Here is a 16063-nt window from a genome sequence, read left to right on the forward strand (position 1 = left end):
TTATAAGAAAAAAGACGCCTTTCGGCATCTTTCGCGCTAACACAAATTTGATTTACCAAAGACTTGGTGTTTTAAAATGTTCGTCGAGATCGCTCGAGAACCAGCGACCGTTCATAATCGTGGAAACGATTGTTTGTTTGTCGGCGTCATCCAGCTTGTCGCTCTCGATCGCCTCGATAATGGCTTCGTTTGTCGTCGACACGTCTTCCATCTTCACAACCGCTTTGTCGTCTTTGGCGTCCAGCACGAGCGTCATCGGATCTTTGGCGGTCCATGGCGTCCATTCCACGCCCGCGTCTGCGCTCACCGGCGTGCCGTCTTTGACGAAGCTTGCCAAATACTCGTTGAAGTCCTTGGCCATCGCCACATAGCCCGCTTCGGTGAAATCGTAGCTTTCCGCGTAGTTGTTTTGAGTTGGCGAAATGGCCGGCACGAAAATGCCGTGGAACGAGCCAAGCGCCTCGATCGGATGGTCGGAGTTGCGGTCGCCATAGTTGATCTGGCACAAGTAGATGTTCGACTTGTAGGTATCGCTCATCTTTTCAGCCGACAGCTGCGTGTTGAAAATCCGGTAGAAGTCGCCGCCATACTGCGCGATAAACGCACGCGCCGCATCCGGATCCTTCATCTTTTCAATGGATGGATCGAAGCCGCCAAACATCGTGAACTCCTCGGAACCGGTAACCATCATGACCGGCACGTCGTTGACGTAGTCGCTGTCGAAGCCTTCCTTCGGAATGACGACGCCGTCGTTGTACAAGTGCGGGAACTTCGCCATGCGGATGCCCGCGTTCGGGAACAGCTTCACGAGCCGTTCGGAATCAATCGAATACAAGTAGTCGCGGACTTTCTCGTCGTCGCTCATGAGCCACTTTGCGGCCTCTTCCTCGTTGTCCGCTTCCTTATCTTCGACAACGAGCGGCGCAATCGTTTCGGCGATTTTTTGGATGGACGCGTCTTCCTCGGCAATCGTCATGCCGCCCGAGAACGCGATGGCTTTGTCGAACAAACCTTCGAACGTTGGCGAGACGAGCATGGCCATGACGTCGCGGCCGCCCGCGCTAAATCCCGACACGGTGACGTTGTTTGGATCGCCGCCAAAGTTGGCGATGTTGTCCTTGACCCATGCCAGCGCTTTGGCCAAATCGAGCATCGTGAAGTTGCCGGTGTTGTTTTCGTCGTCCAGCAGCGCCGGCAAGTTGTTGAAGCCAAGCAATCCAAGCCGGTAGTTGACGGAAACATACACAAGATCGTCGGTTTCGACCATGTCGAAGCCCGGAATCTCAAACGAGCTGCCCGTCTGGTTGTTGCCGCCATGGATGTATACGAGTACTGGCTTGTCTTTGGCGTCTTCTGTAGTGTAGACATCCAAATTCAGGCAGTCGGTCGAGCCGGTCGCCTCCACAACGGTTTCTCCCTTTTCGTTGGTCGTGGAGGTCGACTGCATCGCCACCTCCTCTTTCTGCGTCGCGTCTTTCACATCGTCCCATTTGTCCGGATCCTGTGGCGCTTTCCATCGCAAGTCGCCGACTGGTTCCTTTCCATACGGGATGCCGTAATACGCTTCGACGCCGTTTTCCTCGACGCCTTTGACCTTGCCGTACTCGGTGGCGCGCACAAGCTCCTCGGCTTTTGGCGCTTCCTCTTTCGGCGTTTCGGTCGTGTTCGAACAAGCCGTCAAAGACAAGGCCAGCGCGGCGCTTGCCAGCAGCTTAAAAAATCGAGCATTCATAGTTTTATCCTCTTTCTCCCTTTTATGTGTTAGCGCTTTCACGCCTTCATTATAGAGGAAAAAAGCGGAAAATCAGCCATGTTTCATAAGTTGAAATTGAATATTATGCCAGAAATTTATACGTGTAAACGACTTGTTCGGCAAGTAGAGTCCAGACAATCGAGTCCGCCCACGACGTGGCGCACTTGCCAAGCCGGATGAGCGGCAGCCCCTGGGCGTTTCCGGTTTGCGAGATCACAAAGACCGCGTCGCTTTTTTCGACTAGCTCTTGTTTCTTTTGGGGCGGTTTGAGCCGGAAATAGTGGCCATGCATCGAGAAGAGCACGAGCGCGTTCGTTTCCCTTGGCGTCGTGATTTCCTTGGGTTCGCCAATCATCGTGGCGACCAGCCCGAAGGGCATGAGCTCGTTGGCGATGTGCTCCATGACCATCCGCATGCTGCGCAAGCCAAGAAAGTACACGTTTGGCTTCGCTTTCATCGTCTGACACAATGTTTCGATCATCCGGCACGTTTGGGTGGAAAACGCGTGTTCCAGCATGGCGGGAAGCGTTTGAAAAAACGCGGTGAGCTGTTCTCGCGAATAGGGAGGCGAAAACGGCCGGTTCTCGACAGGATGGCTGAAGCTGTAGACGTCGTTGCGGCCAAGTTCCTCTTCCACGTAGTCGCGAAATTCGGTGTAGTCCTCAAAGCCAATCTTTTGCACGAACCGCGATACGGACGATGGCGACACGTGGCTTTGTTTGGCAAGCTGAAAAATCGAGCACGTCGGAATTTCGGACAAATGCTTGAGCACATACATCGCGATGGCCTGGTTGGAGTCGGCGTTTCGCGTCAAACATGGAAGCAGGCGGTCGTATAAAGAATAAGGCATCACTCTCATCTCTGATTTCTCTCTTTCTATGGGTGAAACTTTCTTTCTTGCCTTTCAGTATAACATTATATTCACATTCTCGAAAAAGAAAAAAGATCCTGGCGGCAAACCAGGATCGAATCGGTAGATGATTTAGAATATTTTTTAGAAACCGGTATTCGGTGATTTCTTCACAGAAAGCTGTTGCTTTGTCGTGCTCATATTTTTCACAGCAGAGCTGGAGCCCGGCTTCAACGTTGTGCCCGTTTGTTCCACTTCCTCTTTGTCGAGTTTGACTACCGTGCCATCCGACATCACTTTGACAAACGCGATTGGCGAGAGGCTGTCCAAACGAATGGTAAAGGACAATTCGTCCGTTACCCCGTCCTGGTTTAGCTGCACCGTCGTCTCCACGACTTCCCACGTACCGTTTTTCAACTGGTGGAGCACGTAGATGGAGTCGCCGTCTTGCAGACCTTTCCAAAGTTCGTCATACTCCGGATACGCTCGAAATTCAATGTCCATTCCACCTTCCGGAATTTCGACTGGCTCTCCATACCCGTAATACGTGTTCCCGGAACAAAAGTATTCCTTCGCGGAATAATCACCCGCGCCCAGCAGGACGACATTCGCGTCTTTTGGCACGTCGAACCCGGCTTTCTCGATGATGTTTTTCATCGCGTCCGGTTTTGTGAGTTCCTCGTACGTCTTTTCGGAAATGGCGACGCTGTCCACAACCGTGACCGTTCCCTGCCCGTTTTCATCGACGACTTTGTTGCTTTCACCAAATGGCGCGTTTTGCGCCAAGTCTGTGATCGTTGGCGACTTATCCACATCCGAACTTGTCGAGCTGTCGTCGGTTTGCGCCCAGATCGGCGTGCCTCCAAGCAGCATCATGAGCGCCAGCGCAGTGCTGGTCAGTTTTTTCATGCTTCCCATATTCACTTTTCCTTTCTGATTGTATGCGCGATACAATTCTGTTTTCGATAAAAAAATTTTACCCCCCCCCCCCGTTGATTTTGTCAATACTTTTTTGACTTTTTATAGAAATAATAAACCGAACAACTACTGTGATATAAGTATCACTCATCCTATCAAAAAAGGCTTCAAATAAAAAATGGCGGAGCGTATCCACCATATTCGGATTCTATATTAGCGATACCCAGTTCAGGCGGTCGGTGTAGCGTTCGGCACACTCCCACAGCACGATGTCGGGATGTAGCTCGTCAATCATGTCCGGGGTGAACGACCAAATGTTCACGTACGTCGCGTCGCCATAATACTCGTCGAGCGTGTTGACAAGCCGTTCGCCAAACGAGTCCCCGATAATCAAAACGTTTTTCGTGGACTTGGCTTCGGGATTTTCACTGGACGGATCGAGCTCGTAAAACGTATCCTGGGCGAATTCGGACTGCATGTCGCAAAGCAGGGCGAGATCCCCGGCGTAGTTGTTGTAGAGCTCGTTGAACTTCACATTTTTGAGCGAGTCGGCGGGCTGCCCGAACAAGTTCAGGACGTCCATGGCGGTCACAAACTCGCCAATGGCGTTGAAATGCGTGTCGGTCGAGTAGTAGAGCTGATGGTTTTGTCGTTCATCCATCAGCGAGTTTTTGGCGTTGACGACGCGCAAGTCGGTGTTTTTCGCCAAATAGTCGAACAGCTCGTCGGTGCGCGAGACGTCGTTGTCGCGCGTGATCGTTGCCGGCATGAGTTCCGGGTACACATTGGCTTTGTTCGGAATGGACAGGATGCCGAACTGCACGCCTTTGGCTTCGATGACGTCGCGTTCGGCGCACAACTTGGCGGCGATGGCGGCCATATCGCTTTCGGCATACCGGTTGACGCCTTGAAAATCCGAAACCGGATCGCCGTCGTCGGTCGCTTTGTAAAAGAGCCAGCCATCCTTGCCAAGGAGTACGCGGGTCGATTCGATGAACGTGTTGCCGGAAAAGGCGTTCGTCAGCTTGGTCGTGAATTTGGCGCCCTCCTCCTTGCCGGGAATGTTTTCGGAAAAGCCGTTTAAAAACTTTTGCATGCCGTTGGCGCCTTCTCCCTTTTCTTCTTCCTGTTTGGCTTGTTCTATCTCATGGCCGGCGACGACCGCGCTCTTTTCCGCCGCAGGCGAGAAGATGGAAAGGCCCTGCCTGACGAGGGTGAACGCGCCAAGCGACACGATGGACACGCAAAAACAAAGGCTGACGATGCGCTCGCCCGGTGTGCTTCGTTTACGGAGTTTCTTTTTCTTCGTTGGATTCATTTTCTGTTTTCCCTTCTAAAAGTTAAAGTAAATAAACGGGTTGTACGCGTTGGAAAAGATGTACAGGACACTGGCTGCGAAAATGGCCAGCGTGGCCAGTCCGGCGACGAGCTGGTAGGCCGGCTTTTTGCGGAACATTCGTTCAATGACGGGAAAGACCGGACAGCAGCACACGATGCCGGCCACGTACCAAATGCCGTACTGGCGCAAATACTGCACGAACGCCTCCCCCATAAAGCCTTTCGCGCCGAGGCCGGCCATTCCGCCCAAATAATGGATGGCCTGGGTGATGGAGTCGCTTCGAAAAAGCACCCAGCCGAGCATGACGAACAAAAACGTGTACAGCCAGGAAAACTTGCCGAGTCGTTGCTGGATGCTCGTAAAGCGTTCCAGCAGCAAAAGCAGGAAGTACATGAGTCCCCAGCAAATGAAGGTCCAGTTGGCGCCATGCCAGATGCCGGTGAGCAGCCAGACGACAAACAAGTTGAACACGAGCTGGGAACGGGTCTTGACGCGCGAGCCGCCCAGCGGAATGTACACGTAGTCGCGAAACCACGTCTGAAGCGACATGTGCCAGCGGCGCCAGAACTCCGAAACCGAGCGGGACAAGTACGGATAGTTGAAATTTTCCTCAAAGTGGAATCCAAACATCCAGCCCAAACCGATGGCCATGTCCGAATACCCGGCGAAGTCGTAAAAGATTTGGAGAGTATAGGAAAACGCGCCTAGCCAAAACATTAAAACGGAATTGACGGCGTTGGTAGCGAACGCGGCGTCGGCGACGACGGCGAACTGGTTGGCGAGCAGCACCTTTTTCCCCAAACCGATGATGAAGCGGTTCACGCCGCGGGCGAAGTCGTCGAGGTTTTCATGGCGTTCGCGAATTTCTTCGGCGACCGTGTTGTAGCGCACGATCGGCCCGGCGATGAGCTGAGGAAAAAACGAGATGTACAGCGCCGTATCTTGAATGAGCGGCTTTTTCGGCTTTGGATCCCTTGCCATATCCACGACAAACGAAATGGCTTGGAACGTGAAAAAAGAGATTCCGACCGGAATGCGGTTGCCGATCAATTCCAAATTCCATCCAAGCATGTTGTTCAAATTGCTGATGAGAAAATCGGCGTATTTGAAGTAGCCTAAAATAAGCAGGTCGAGCACCACGGTCAAAAAGATGACAAGACGCGGTGAAAGATTCAACCGTCGGGCCCGGATCTTCCATACGAGCCATCCGGCCGTGTAATGAATCCCGATCATGACGAGCATCAACAGCACGAACACGGGTTCGCCGTACGCGTAAAACAACAAACTGGCCGCCAACAAAAGCCAGTTCTTTCCTTGCGGCTTGTTTCGCAACGGTCCAAAGTACAGGACGAGAACAAGCGGCAGAAAAAGAAACAAAAAAATCTCACTTGGAAACAACATCGTTCTCTTCCCTTTCTTTCTTTACACAACAAGCAACCAAAAAGACCTTGACGACAACCAAGGTCTTAACGGTAGATGATTTCGAACATTGATTTTAGAAACCGGTATTTGGCGATTTCTTCACAGAAACAAGTTTTTTGGCACTCGTAGGTTTCGTGGAACCGGCCAACGAATCCGCTGGTTTTTCCACTTCCTCTTTGTCTAGTTTCACAACGGTGCCATCGGACATGACTTTGACGAACGCGATTGGGGACAGGCTGTCTAAATGAAGTTTGAACTTCAAGCCTTTTTGCGTACCAATGGCCGCTTCTCCTTCAGTTTCTTCCAGCGTGGCTTCCATCACTTCCCAGGCGCCGTTTTTCAACTGGTGCATGACATAAATGGTGTCACCGGCCTTCAAGCCTTTCCAAAGTTCCTGGTATTGCGGCCATACGTTAAACTCGAAGTCCATGCCGCCTTCCGGAAGATCCACTTTTTCGGCACTGGTCGATCCAACGCCGACAGGACGATTTGCAGGAAGTTTCTGAACATAACTCTCATAGTCTCCGGCGCCAAGCAAAACGACATTCGCGTCTTTCGGGACATCAAATCCCGCCTTTTCGATAATGTCTCTTACCGCGTTTGGCTTTTGTAACTCCTCATACATCTTTTCAGAAACATCTTTTTTGAATAAAAGAGTCGTTGTTTCCATTCCATCGGCATCCACTACTGTAGTTCCGGTTCCGTATGGCGTGTTCTGCTTCAAATCGGTAATGGTCGGGGATTTGTCCACATCCGTACTTGTCGAGCTGTCATCGGTCTGCGCCCAGATCGGCGTGCCTCCCAACAACATCGTCAGCGCCAGGGCCGCGCCGGTCAGTTTTTTCATGTTTCCCATACTCAATTTTCCTTTCTGATTGTAGGTTTCCTACAATTCATTTAATTTTATACCGTAATTTTAACTGTCTTTGTTTTATTTTGTCAATTCTTTTTTAACTTTTTATATATGTCATAAATTTGCAACGATTATTGCATCAGTATATAACTGTGGCTAATTAACAAAAAAAGGTGGATTGTCTATCCACCATTTCTTTGCTTATTTTGTTGTATTGTATCGACTACAGCGTCAAACCGAAACCGTACTCGTAGTAGTTTCCGGCCGCGTCCTTGTAGGCGTAGCCTTTGCCGTTTTCGTCTTTCAAGGCATCCGGAAGGTACTTGTCCTTCTCGTAGCCTGGCAAGTCGTTTGGCGTGATGCATACGCCTTTTTCATTGACCGCGATGACTTCGTCGTTTTTCGGCAGCGTCATCGGCAGCTTGCCAACCGGCGCGAACCGGCCGAACAGCACGTCGTAGTACGCTTTCGTGTACGTGTCGAAACCAGCCATCAGCACATCGCAATACGGCTCGAGGTTTTGTACGATCCAAGGCATCGTGATGTTGATCGTTCCCACGACTTTTCCGCCGCGCGCGTGGATGTTCTCGCTGATTTCCTTCACGCGTCCGATGCCGGCCGCCGTCGTTTCCTCGTGCGTCGTTTCCAGAGGCAAACCTTCCTCGCTAAAGTCGGCTACGACTTTGTTTTCGCAAAGGTCGATTTCCAGCAAGCCTTTCGTCGCCGTAAAGTAGTTTCCGGACTGTGGCGAAACCATAAGGATCGCCACGTCCGCTTTCGTATAGTCGTCTGTCAGCGTCACGTTTTCCTTGGCCAGCTCTTCGCGCAGAGCCTTCGTCCACGCCTCGCTCGCTTTTTCCGTCTGGTCGAAGCCTTCGACATAGACGCTCTTGCCTTCCGTTTCCAGCGGCAGGACGCCGTTGTTTTTCAGAAGGACAACCGACTGGCGGTGTACTTCCATCGCCTTTTCCCAGTCCTCGCTTTCCGAAATGGCCGCCTTCGACTCTTTCGGATCGCGGTACGAATCTTCGAACATGCCCAACGCGAACTTCTCCGTCAGCGTGCGCTTTGCCGCTCTGGAAATAGCCGCGTCATCCAGCGTGATTTGCTTGAGCGTGTAGCCTTCCGGAATGGCGTGCGTGTCGTAGTAGCCGTTTGTGCGGCGGGCGTATGCCTCTTTTGCCAGTTCAACACCATATGATTCCGAAATCAAGTCGACGCCGTTGTTGATGGCCAGCGCCACCCGCTCCGGCCGGTCGAGCGCTTCCACGCCCCAGCTCATGTTGTCAATGATACCCGAATCCGAGTTGATGTAGCCTTTGAAACCAAACTGATCGCGCAAAAGCTCCTGGATCATATAGTGGTTGAACGCGAATCCAACCGGAGTCCATGTGATCTCCTCGCCGTTCAATCCATGCTGCGCCGCCGATTTCTCCTTGCACGGCTTCGCGTAGTATGGCATGATCGACGCCACGTTGTGCGCGATGGCCGGAATGAACCCTTTCGTGTGGTAGTTTGTCAGCGAGTCTTCCGTCGCGTACACGTTCCACTGCCCTTCTTTGTAGTGCGGGTCGAAGCCGTTTTCACGCGCGCCGCCACCCGGCCAGTGTTTTACCGTCAGCGCCACGCCATCCGTCGTCACGCCGTTCTCGCCGCCCTGCACCGCTGGTACAAGGGCTTCGAAAATCTTCGCGATCAGTTCCGGATTTTCGCCAAATGTACCGTAAATTCGCTGCCATCTTGGGTCCGTCACAACATCGGCCATGTACATGTAGCCTTTACGCAAACCGGCCGCGTTCCATTCGTGGCGGATTGCCTCGCCAAATTCCTTGACGATGCCCGTGTCGTTGGCGCCAAGCACCGCCGCCGCGATACCAAGCGTGCCAGGCCATGCCGGGAACACGCCAACCGCGTCGTTCATACCGAACACGACTTTTCCGTTTTCGTTACGGGAGTTGGTCGTTACCATAACCGGGATGAAATGCCCGTTGTTTTCGGCTGTTTTTTGCAGCTCGTTCAACCAGTCCGTCAAGTGGTCCGGCTGCGGGTTGTCACGCAAAATGTAGTTGCGCATCTTGTCTTCCCGGATCGACTGCGTCGTGCCCGGAATCGTGTATCCGGCGAAAATCGACGCGTTTTCCAGCGTGTTCTCATCAAGCAGACCTGTTTCATCGGATACCTTCACGATGCTTTCCGGATCAACGCCTTTTTCTTTGGCCATTCTTTTTTCCAGCTGGCCGATTTCCTTTGTGAACGGGTTGCGGCTCGTCACGAACAACTGGCCGATCTTTTCCTCTACGGACATGTCGTCAACGAGCGCCTGCGCTCTTTCTTCCGGGCTTTTGCGCCAGTCGGAAAAGACTTTTAACTCGCCGCTGCCGTCCAGGTCTTTAAAAAACAACCCGTCGGCTTCAAGAACCGGCTGGTCGACCGTCGTGATCGTCGGCCCGTTCTCGTTGTGGTATATTTTGATTTCTTCACTTGCTTTTTTCACTTTTTTACCTCATGTGTGCACCTTAATGATATTCATCCCGTCTTTTTGATAAGATAGGGTTATGAAAGAAAAACTTCGAACTGAATTTAACCAGCGGCAAAATATGATCGAGCCGGATTTTGAATTGTATTACTATACGGACAACAATCTTCACCGGGTTAGCACGCATAAACATGATTATTACGAGATTCTTTTTTTTCTGGAAGGGAGCGTAACGACCGTTGTCGGCGATTCGACGTATCGACTCGAGCCGGGGGATTTGGTCATCGTCCCTCCCGGAATTTTCCATTATTCCCACATCGACACGAGCAAAACCCCGTATCGTCGCTTCACGCTTTGGATTTCCGAGCCGTTTTTTAAACGCATGGTCGGCTTGGATCAAAGCTTTGGCTATTTGGAAAAACCGGTCGTTCACGAGAAACGCTACCATTACCACCTCGACCGAATCACTTCGTACAACATCCAGTCCAAGATCTTGCGCCTTTTGGAAAGCATGCATTACGACGAGTTCGGCAAACATGTGCAGGAGCGTCTTTGCTGCTGCGACGTGCTGCTCACCATCAATCAAATGCTGTACGAACAAGACCATCCTTATGAATTAAAAGAAGGACAAAGTTTGGCGGAAAGCTTGTTCAACTACATTAAAATGCACATCGACGAAGACATCTCGCTCGAGTCGCTGGCGCAAACCTTTTATATTTCAAAATACTACATCTCGCATTTATTCAAGTCCCACGTGGGGATGTCGGTTCATCAGTATATCATTAAGAAACGATTGGATTTAGTGTGTGGCGCCATTCTTTCCGACACCGACATCACTAAAGCATGCGAACAGGCCGGTTTTAAAAACTACTCCAACTTTTACCGGGCCTTTGTGAAAGAATATGGAATGTCCCCGAAAGAGTTCCGGGAAAAACATAGAATAGAACCAGCTCGTTAGAGCTGGTATTTTTGTTTTTTTTCGGTTTTCTTATCGCTGAACGCGTCCCGAACCATCGCCCTGGGCGAGCTTTTCGACCTCGTCCACCGACACCAGGTTGTAGTCGCCTTCCACCGAGTGCTTCAGCGCGCTGGCCGCCACCGCAAACTCGATTGCGTCCTGGCTGTTTTTGCCTTCCATCAAGGCGTGGATCAATCCGCCGCCAAACGAGTCCCCGCCGCCTACGCGGTCCACGATGTTCAAATCGTATTTCTTCGAGAAGCAGTACTCGTTGCCGTCATACAGCATCGCGCTCCACAAGTTGCGGTTGGCGCTAATGCTTTCCCGCAGCGTGATCGCCACTTTCTGGAAGCCGAACGTGTCCATCAGTTGTTTCGCCACGTCTTTGTAGCCTTCGTGGTTGATTTGGCCGCCATGGATGTCTGTGTTCGCCGCTTCGATGCCAAACACGTCTTTAGCGTCCTCTTCGTTGGCGATGCACACGTCGATGTACTTCGCCAGCTCGCTCATCACTTTGTTGGCTTTTTCCTTGCTCCACAGCTTGTTGCGGTAGTTCAAGTCGCACGATACCGGAATGCCTTTTTCATGGCATTTCTTCATCGCTTCCAACGTGATGTCCGCCACCTCGTCGTTGAGCGCCGGCGTGATCCCTGTCGTATGGAACCATTCAGCCCCGTCCAAAATTTGATCCCAGTCGAAGTCTTCCGGGCTTGCTTTCGCGATCGCGCTGTCCTTGCGGTCGTAGATGACCTTGCTTGGACGCTGGCTAGCGCCTTTTTCCAAGTAGTAAATGCCGACACGCTCGCCGCCGCGCACGATGTCGCTTGTATTCACGCCGTATTTGCGCAGCGAGTTCAGCGCCGCCTGCCCGATTTCATGGGCTGGCAGTTTGCTGACGAAATGCGCGTCGTGGCCGTAGTTGGCCAGCGATACCGCGACGTTGGCTTCGCCGCCGCCGTAGGTCGCGCCAAAGCTGTCGGCCTGCACGAACCGCGTGTAGCCTGCCGGCGCGAGCCGGAGCATCAATTCTCCGAATGTAATGACTTTTTTCATTTTATCCTCTTACCTCATTCAATTTTTTGACTGCCTGCCGCGTCATTTCCTCGATCTGGTCGAACGCTTTCGCCTCGATCAAGTCTTTCTTTACCATCCAGCTGCCGCCGATGCAAAGAATGATGTCCTCTTTCAAATAGGCATCCATGTTCTTTTCGGAAATGCCGCCGGTCGGCATGAATTTCATCATGTTGTAAGGCGCCGCGATCGCTTTGATCATCGCCAGACCGCCTGCCGGCTCGGCCGGGAAGAACTTCACGACATCGAGTCCAAGGCGGTACGCTCTTTGGACATCGGTTGGCGTGCACGTTCCCGGTGTGACCGGAATGTCTTTTTCGATGCAGTATTTGACAACTTCCTCATCGAATCCGGGGGAAACGATGAACTGCGCGCCCGCGTTGATGGCTTCGTCGACTTGTTTTGTCGTCAAAACCGTACCTGCGCCGACGAGCATGTCGGGACGGGCGGCTTTCATCGCCTCGATGCAGGCGGCGGCTTCACGGGTGCGGAATGTCACTTCCGCGGCGGGAAGACCGCCTTCGCACAGGGCGTTGGCTAGTGGCGCGGCGTCTTCCTTATGGTCGAGAACGACGACCGGGATGATCCCGATTTCGTTGAATCGCTGTAAAGTTTTATTCATTATTTGCTCACCTTTTCCACCACTTCGTGGAGCGTCGAACGAATCGCGCCTTCTTTTGCGTTCATTTGATTGAACAGTGCAACGACTTTGTCGGCCATGCCGTATTCGATCAAGTCGATGCCAAACACTTTGGCGTTCGTCAAAATCGGCTTGAGATCTTCGACGGTGACCACATCGCCAAGCTGGATGCCGGATACGAGTGGATACAGCTCGTCAAGCAGCGGATCCACGCTGGCTTCGAACCGGTTTCCGTTGTCGTTGATTTGCATCAGGTAGCGCAGCCAGCCCGCAAACACCAGTGGAATGGCTTCCAGGTTCGCTGGATCGAGCGTTTCGTCCTGCGCGTACGATTTGATTGTTTCACCAAAGCGAACGCTTAATTTCTGCGACGTGTCGGTTGCGATTCGCTGTGGAGCGTCCGGCATGAACGGGTTCGGGAACCGCACGTTGATGACTGTGTCGATAAATTCTTTTGGATCCAGGATGCCCGGGTTGATGACAACCGGCAGTCCTTCTTTGTAGCCGATGGCTTTGATCAAGCCAACCAGATCGGCGTCCTGCATTTCCGCGCTGATGAGCGTGTAGTCGAGCAGGCATCCAAACACGGCCAGAGCCGTATGCAGCGGATTCAAGCATGTCGTGACTTTCATCGTTTCCACTTTGTTGACGGTTTCGCGATCCGTGAAAATCAGCCCGCCTTTTTCGAGCGCCGGACGACCGTTCGGGAACTGGTCTTCGATGACGAGGTATTCGGTTTCTTCCGCGTTGACAAACGGCGCGACAAATGATCCGCGCGATGTCTTGACTGGATCCATGTCCTCGACTCCGTCTTTTTTGAAGATTTCGCTCACTTTGTCATCCGGTCTAGGCGTGATTTTGTCAATCATCGACCATGGGAAGCTTACCTGGTTCTCGTCGTCGACATATTGTACGAATTCATCGGAGACAAAGCCGTTTTCGTTCCATGCTTTGACGTAAGCCATGATCGCGTTTTTCAGTTTCTCGCCATTGTGCGAGCAGTTGTCCATGCTGACCATCGCGATTGGCAGCTTGCCGTTGTTGTAGCGTTCCAGAAGCAGAGCGCACACTTTTCCCAGGTAGGAAACCGGCATGGCTGGTCCTTGCTCGAAATCGGTTTTGACTGGTTCGAGCGTTTCGCCTGCCGCGTTGGTGAGGGCGTAGCCTTTTTCCGTAATCGTGAACGACGCCATCTGCAAGCTTGGAGCGCGGAAGATTTCCTTCATCCGGGCGAATTCCGCCTCGTTTTTCGGATCGAGGAAAACGGACTCGGCAATCGAGCCGATGACCGTCTTTTGCACGTTTCCATCGGATTTGAGCGTGGCGAGCAGCGCGAGCGTGTCGTGGTCGCGGAAGTTTTGCAGAATCGCTTCGTCAAATCCTTCCACCGCGATCAGTCCGCGGTCCAAAACGCCTTCGTTCAAAAGGGTTTCCACTACGTTGGCCTGGTAGGCTTTAAACAAGTTTCCGGCGCCAAAATGAATCCAGGTTGGCTCCGCTTTTGTTTTGGCGATCATCGCTTCGCGGTCGTAAGTCGGAAGATCGTATCCGGCTTCGATCCAAGGCTGACGGTCTTTTAATCCTGTATTTGATAATTTCATCGTATTTTGCCTTCTTTCTTACTCAATGCTTTTGATCAATTATTTCTGGTTTTTTTCAATGGCTTCCCACAATCCGAGAATGTACGTCGCGCCCAGCGCCCGGTCGTACAATCCGTATCCTGGCATGCCGACTTCGCCCCAGATCATGCGTCCATGGTCTGGACGGATCGGACCGTCAAAGTTGATGTCATGCAGCGCTTTGACGATTTCATACATGTCGAACGTTCCGCATTGGCTTGGGTGCGGTGCTTCTTCGAAATCAAGCGGCGAGAAGCTGTTGAATTTCAAGTTGCGCACGTGTGCGAAGTGAATACGGCCAGGGAGCGCGCGAATCATTTCCGGCAAATCGTTTTTGATGTTCGTTCCGTACGAGCCCGCGCAGAATGTCACACCGTTGTGCTTGTTGTCGACCGCCTTCATCACGCGAAGAATTTTTTCCTTGCTCGTGATGATGCGTGGCAGTCCGAATACCGGCCAAGCTGGATCATCCGGGTGGATCGCCATGTTGATGTCGTATTTGTCGCAAACCGGCATGATGCGTTCAAGGAAGTAAACGAGATTTTCAAACAGTTTTTCCTCGTCGATGTCTTTGTACATTTCAAAGAGTTCCTTGATTTTCTCCATCCGTTCCGGTTCCCATCCTGGCATAACCGTTCCATTCATATCCCCGGCAATCGAGTCAAACATGTTGGCTGGATCCATGTTGTCAACCGTCGTCTGGTTATAGGCCAGCGCCGTCGAACCGTCCGGCAACACCCGGGCAAGCTCGGTACGCGTCCAGTCGAAAACAGGCATAAAGTTGTAGCAAACCAAATGAATGTCTTCTTTTCCTAAGTTTTCCAACGTTTCAATGTAGGCGTCGATGTATTTATCGCGGTCCGGTGCGCCGGTTTTGATTGAATCATGCACGTTGACCGATTCAATTCCTGACAAATTCAGTCCATGCTCTTCTACATAACGTTTCAAGTCGTGAATTTCTTCTTGCGTCCACAGTTCACCTGGCATTTTATCATACAGCGTTGTGATAACGCCCGTTACGCCTGGAATCTGTCGAATTTGCTCCAGCGAAATCGTGTCGTGTCCAGGTCCATACCATCTTAATGTCATTTCCATAATATTCTTTTTAAACCTCCTGTTGGTTGCGCTTTCATTACACTGTTAGTATAGGTCGCAAGCCAATTTCTTAAAATTGTTTAATTTGTGGAGAACATTGCGTTTTTTGCGAAAGTCGCTTTGATAAAAACGCGATTCCCCATTCCTCTTTATTATAAGCTAAAGCAAGATTTAGAAAGAATCAAAACTGTGTGAAAAGATGTTATTTTTCTATCTGAATAGCAATTTCAACAATCTCTATCTCAATTTTCGCAATGTCGAATCCTCTCCGCTTCCTCTACAATGGTTTTTAGATTAATTAAGGAGTTCTTAAGAGTATGAAAAATAACCGTCTTGAAGTTTCATCTGTTTTGCAAGGGGATCACGCGGTTTTATCCATTGAAACAGGGTGGACAGCCAACACGTCAAACCACATGATCGAAGTCCGCTTGTTTGACGATGAAAACCGCATTGTGTCAAGCGTGTGCAGCGCGTCGCCAAAGCTGTCGCTGACTCTCGAGCGTCCAAATTTATGGAACGGGATCGCCGACCCTTATTTATATATCGTGGAAGCGAGACTGGTGGAAGGCGGCAACGTGATCGCCGCCAAAGAAGCGACGATTGGAATCAAGGATCTATCGTTCCATCCGGATCTCGGAGTGTTTTTGAATGGTCAGCCAACGGCTTTAAAAGGCTTAAAACTGCCGGCGGATGGAAAAACAGCGGACAAGGAGGCAAATTTCGAGGATTTGGCTCAAGTCGTGGATCAGCTTCACGCTTCGGGCGTGCAAGCGGTTCTAGTCAACTTCAACCAGCATTCGCAAGATTTTTTTGATTTGTGCGAGGAAACCGGATTGATTGTCTGGCCCGATACGAAAGAAAGTCTTGAGCAATGGTCAAAACACGTGCTGGAAATCTCTATGAGCTGATGGGTTCCCATCGGCTTTTTTATTTCCGCTCTTTCATGCAAAAAAGGTGAAGCAAAATAACGCTTCACCTTTTTGTTTGCCAAATAAAAAAAAGAGCCGAGCAGCGCAATGTCATTTAGTTAAGAAATGGCAGTCTTAGAGGATACATTTTAAAGTGTACC

14 protein-coding genes are annotated in these 16063 nt (G+C 51.3%); 2 read left to right on the forward strand and 12 right to left on the reverse strand.

Features of this window, described 5'->3' with window-relative positions; translation table 11 throughout:
* Nucleotides 1–52: 52 nt before the first annotated feature.
* The 8 genes from E5336_RS09900 to E5336_RS09930 all read right to left on the reverse strand — a co-directional run bounded on the left by E5336_RS09900 (nt 53) and on the right by E5336_RS09930 (nt 9629).
* On the reverse strand, nt 53–1732 hold the full coding sequence (locus E5336_RS09900; RefSeq protein WP_135980960.1) for a carboxylesterase family protein: 1680 nt from the start codon (nt 1730–1732) through the stop codon (nt 53–55).
* A 103-nt stretch (nt 1733–1835) separates the two neighbouring features.
* Entirely contained in the window at nt 1836–2603 is a 768-nt protein-coding gene (locus tag E5336_RS09905) for a MurR/RpiR family transcriptional regulator (RefSeq protein WP_168353637.1), read from the reverse strand.
* Nucleotides 2604–2747: 144 nt separating this feature from the next.
* Entirely contained in the window at nt 2748–3521 is a 774-nt protein-coding gene (locus E5336_RS09910; RefSeq protein WP_135980962.1) for a hypothetical protein, read from the reverse strand.
* Nucleotides 3522–3579: 58 nt separating this feature from the next.
* Nucleotides 3580–3720, reverse strand: coding sequence for a hypothetical protein (locus tag E5336_RS12620; protein WP_277820849.1), 141 nt, complete (start codon nt 3718–3720; stop codon nt 3580–3582).
* A 9-nt stretch (nt 3721–3729) separates the two neighbouring features.
* Complete coding sequence (locus E5336_RS09915; protein WP_135980963.1) at nt 3730–4839, reverse strand: alginate O-acetyltransferase AlgX-related protein; 1110 nt, start codon at nt 4837–4839, stop codon at nt 3730–3732.
* Between the two features lie 15 nt (nt 4840–4854).
* Complete coding sequence (locus E5336_RS09920; RefSeq protein ID WP_135980964.1) at nt 4855–6261, reverse strand: MBOAT family O-acyltransferase; 1407 nt, start codon at nt 6259–6261, stop codon at nt 4855–4857.
* Between the two features lie 94 nt (nt 6262–6355).
* On the reverse strand, nt 6356–7138 hold the full coding sequence (locus tag E5336_RS09925) for a hypothetical protein (protein WP_135980965.1): 783 nt from the start codon (nt 7136–7138) through the stop codon (nt 6356–6358).
* A gap of 220 nt (nt 7139–7358) precedes the next feature.
* Nucleotides 7359–9629, reverse strand: a complete 2271-nt coding sequence (locus E5336_RS09930) for a glycoside hydrolase family 3 protein (protein WP_135980966.1) — start codon at nt 9627–9629, stop codon at nt 7359–7361.
* Between the two features lie 61 nt (nt 9630–9690).
* Here E5336_RS09930 and E5336_RS09935 point away from each other — a divergent pair, with 61 nt between their 5' ends.
* Nucleotides 9691–10569 (forward strand): helix-turn-helix domain-containing protein, encoded by an 879-nt coding sequence (locus tag E5336_RS09935; RefSeq protein ID WP_135980967.1) that lies wholly within the window; start codon nt 9691–9693, stop codon nt 10567–10569.
* 30 nt (nt 10570–10599) lie between these two features.
* Here E5336_RS09935 and E5336_RS09940 read toward each other — a convergent pair whose 3' ends face one another.
* Genes E5336_RS09940 through uxuA form a run of 4 tightly spaced genes read right to left on the reverse strand, consistent with a single transcriptional unit; the run spans nt 10600 to nt 14988 of the window.
* Nucleotides 10600–11622 carry a sugar kinase gene (locus E5336_RS09940; protein WP_135980968.1) on the reverse strand — a complete coding sequence of 341 codons (1023 nt, stop codon included), beginning with the start codon at nt 11620–11622 and terminating at the stop codon, nt 10600–10602.
* Between the two features lies 1 nt (nt 11623).
* A complete protein-coding gene (locus E5336_RS09945; RefSeq protein ID WP_135980969.1) occupies nt 11624–12262 on the reverse strand; it encodes a bifunctional 4-hydroxy-2-oxoglutarate aldolase/2-dehydro-3-deoxy-phosphogluconate aldolase in 639 nt (212 codons plus the stop codon).
* Nucleotides 12262–13881: a mannitol dehydrogenase family protein gene (locus tag E5336_RS09950; RefSeq protein WP_135980970.1), complete on the reverse strand. Its 1620-nt coding sequence runs from the start codon at nt 13879–13881 to the stop codon at nt 12262–12264. The genes E5336_RS09945 and E5336_RS09950 overlap by 1 nt, the downstream gene beginning before the upstream one ends.
* 39 nt (nt 13882–13920) lie before the next feature.
* Entirely contained in the window at nt 13921–14988 is a 1068-nt protein-coding gene (uxuA, locus tag E5336_RS09955) for a mannonate dehydratase (RefSeq protein ID WP_277820850.1), read from the reverse strand.
* Nucleotides 14989–15311: 323 nt separating this feature from the next.
* Between uxuA and E5336_RS09960 the strand changes: the two genes are divergently transcribed.
* Nucleotides 15312–15902: a glycoside hydrolase family 2 protein gene (locus E5336_RS09960; protein ID WP_135980972.1), complete on the forward strand. Its 591-nt coding sequence runs from the start codon at nt 15312–15314 to the stop codon at nt 15900–15902.
* Nucleotides 15903–16063: the final 161 nt, after the last annotated feature.

The organism is Dubosiella muris, assembly GCF_004793885.1.
GTDB classification, from domain to species: Bacteria; Bacillota_I; Bacilli_A; order Erysipelotrichales; family Erysipelotrichaceae; genus Dubosiella; species Dubosiella muris.

Excerpts from the sequence above, each read along its gene's own strand:
- E5336_RS09900 (WP_135980960.1), bottom strand. The coding sequence starts at position 1,732 with ATGAATGCTCGATTTTTTAAGCTGCTGGCAAGCGCCGCGCTGGCCTTG.
- E5336_RS09905 (WP_168353637.1), bottom strand. The coding sequence starts at position 2,603 with ATGCCTTATTCTTTATACGACCGCCTGCTTCCATGTTTGACGCGAAAC.
- E5336_RS09910 (WP_135980962.1), bottom strand. The coding sequence starts at position 3,521 with ATGGGAAGCATGAAAAAACTGACCAGCACTGCGCTGGCGCTCATGATG.
- E5336_RS12620 (WP_277820849.1), bottom strand. The coding sequence starts at position 3,720 with ATGGTGGATACGCTCCGCCATTTTTTATTTGAAGCCTTTTTTGATAGG.
- E5336_RS09915 (WP_135980963.1), bottom strand. The coding sequence starts at position 4,839 with ATGAATCCAACGAAGAAAAAGAAACTCCGTAAACGAAGCACACCGGGC.
- E5336_RS09920 (WP_135980964.1), bottom strand. The coding sequence starts at position 6,261 with ATGTTGTTTCCAAGTGAGATTTTTTTGTTTCTTTTTCTGCCGCTTGTT.
- E5336_RS09925 (WP_135980965.1), bottom strand. The coding sequence starts at position 7,138 with ATGGGAAACATGAAAAAACTGACCGGCGCGGCCCTGGCGCTGACGATG.
- E5336_RS09935 (WP_135980967.1), top strand. The coding sequence starts at position 9,691 with ATGAAAGAAAAACTTCGAACTGAATTTAACCAGCGGCAAAATATGATC.
- E5336_RS09940 (WP_135980968.1), bottom strand. The coding sequence starts at position 11,622 with ATGAAAAAAGTCATTACATTCGGAGAATTGATGCTCCGGCTCGCGCCG.
- E5336_RS09945 (WP_135980969.1), bottom strand. The coding sequence starts at position 12,262 with ATGAATAAAACTTTACAGCGATTCAACGAAATCGGGATCATCCCGGTC.
- E5336_RS09950 (WP_135980970.1), bottom strand. The coding sequence starts at position 13,881 with ATGAAATTATCAAATACAGGATTAAAAGACCGTCAGCCTTGGATCGAA.
- uxuA (WP_277820850.1), bottom strand. The coding sequence starts at position 14,988 with ATGACATTAAGATGGTATGGACCTGGACACGACACGATTTCGCTGGAG.
- E5336_RS09960 (WP_135980972.1), top strand. The coding sequence starts at position 15,312 with ATGAAAAATAACCGTCTTGAAGTTTCATCTGTTTTGCAAGGGGATCAC.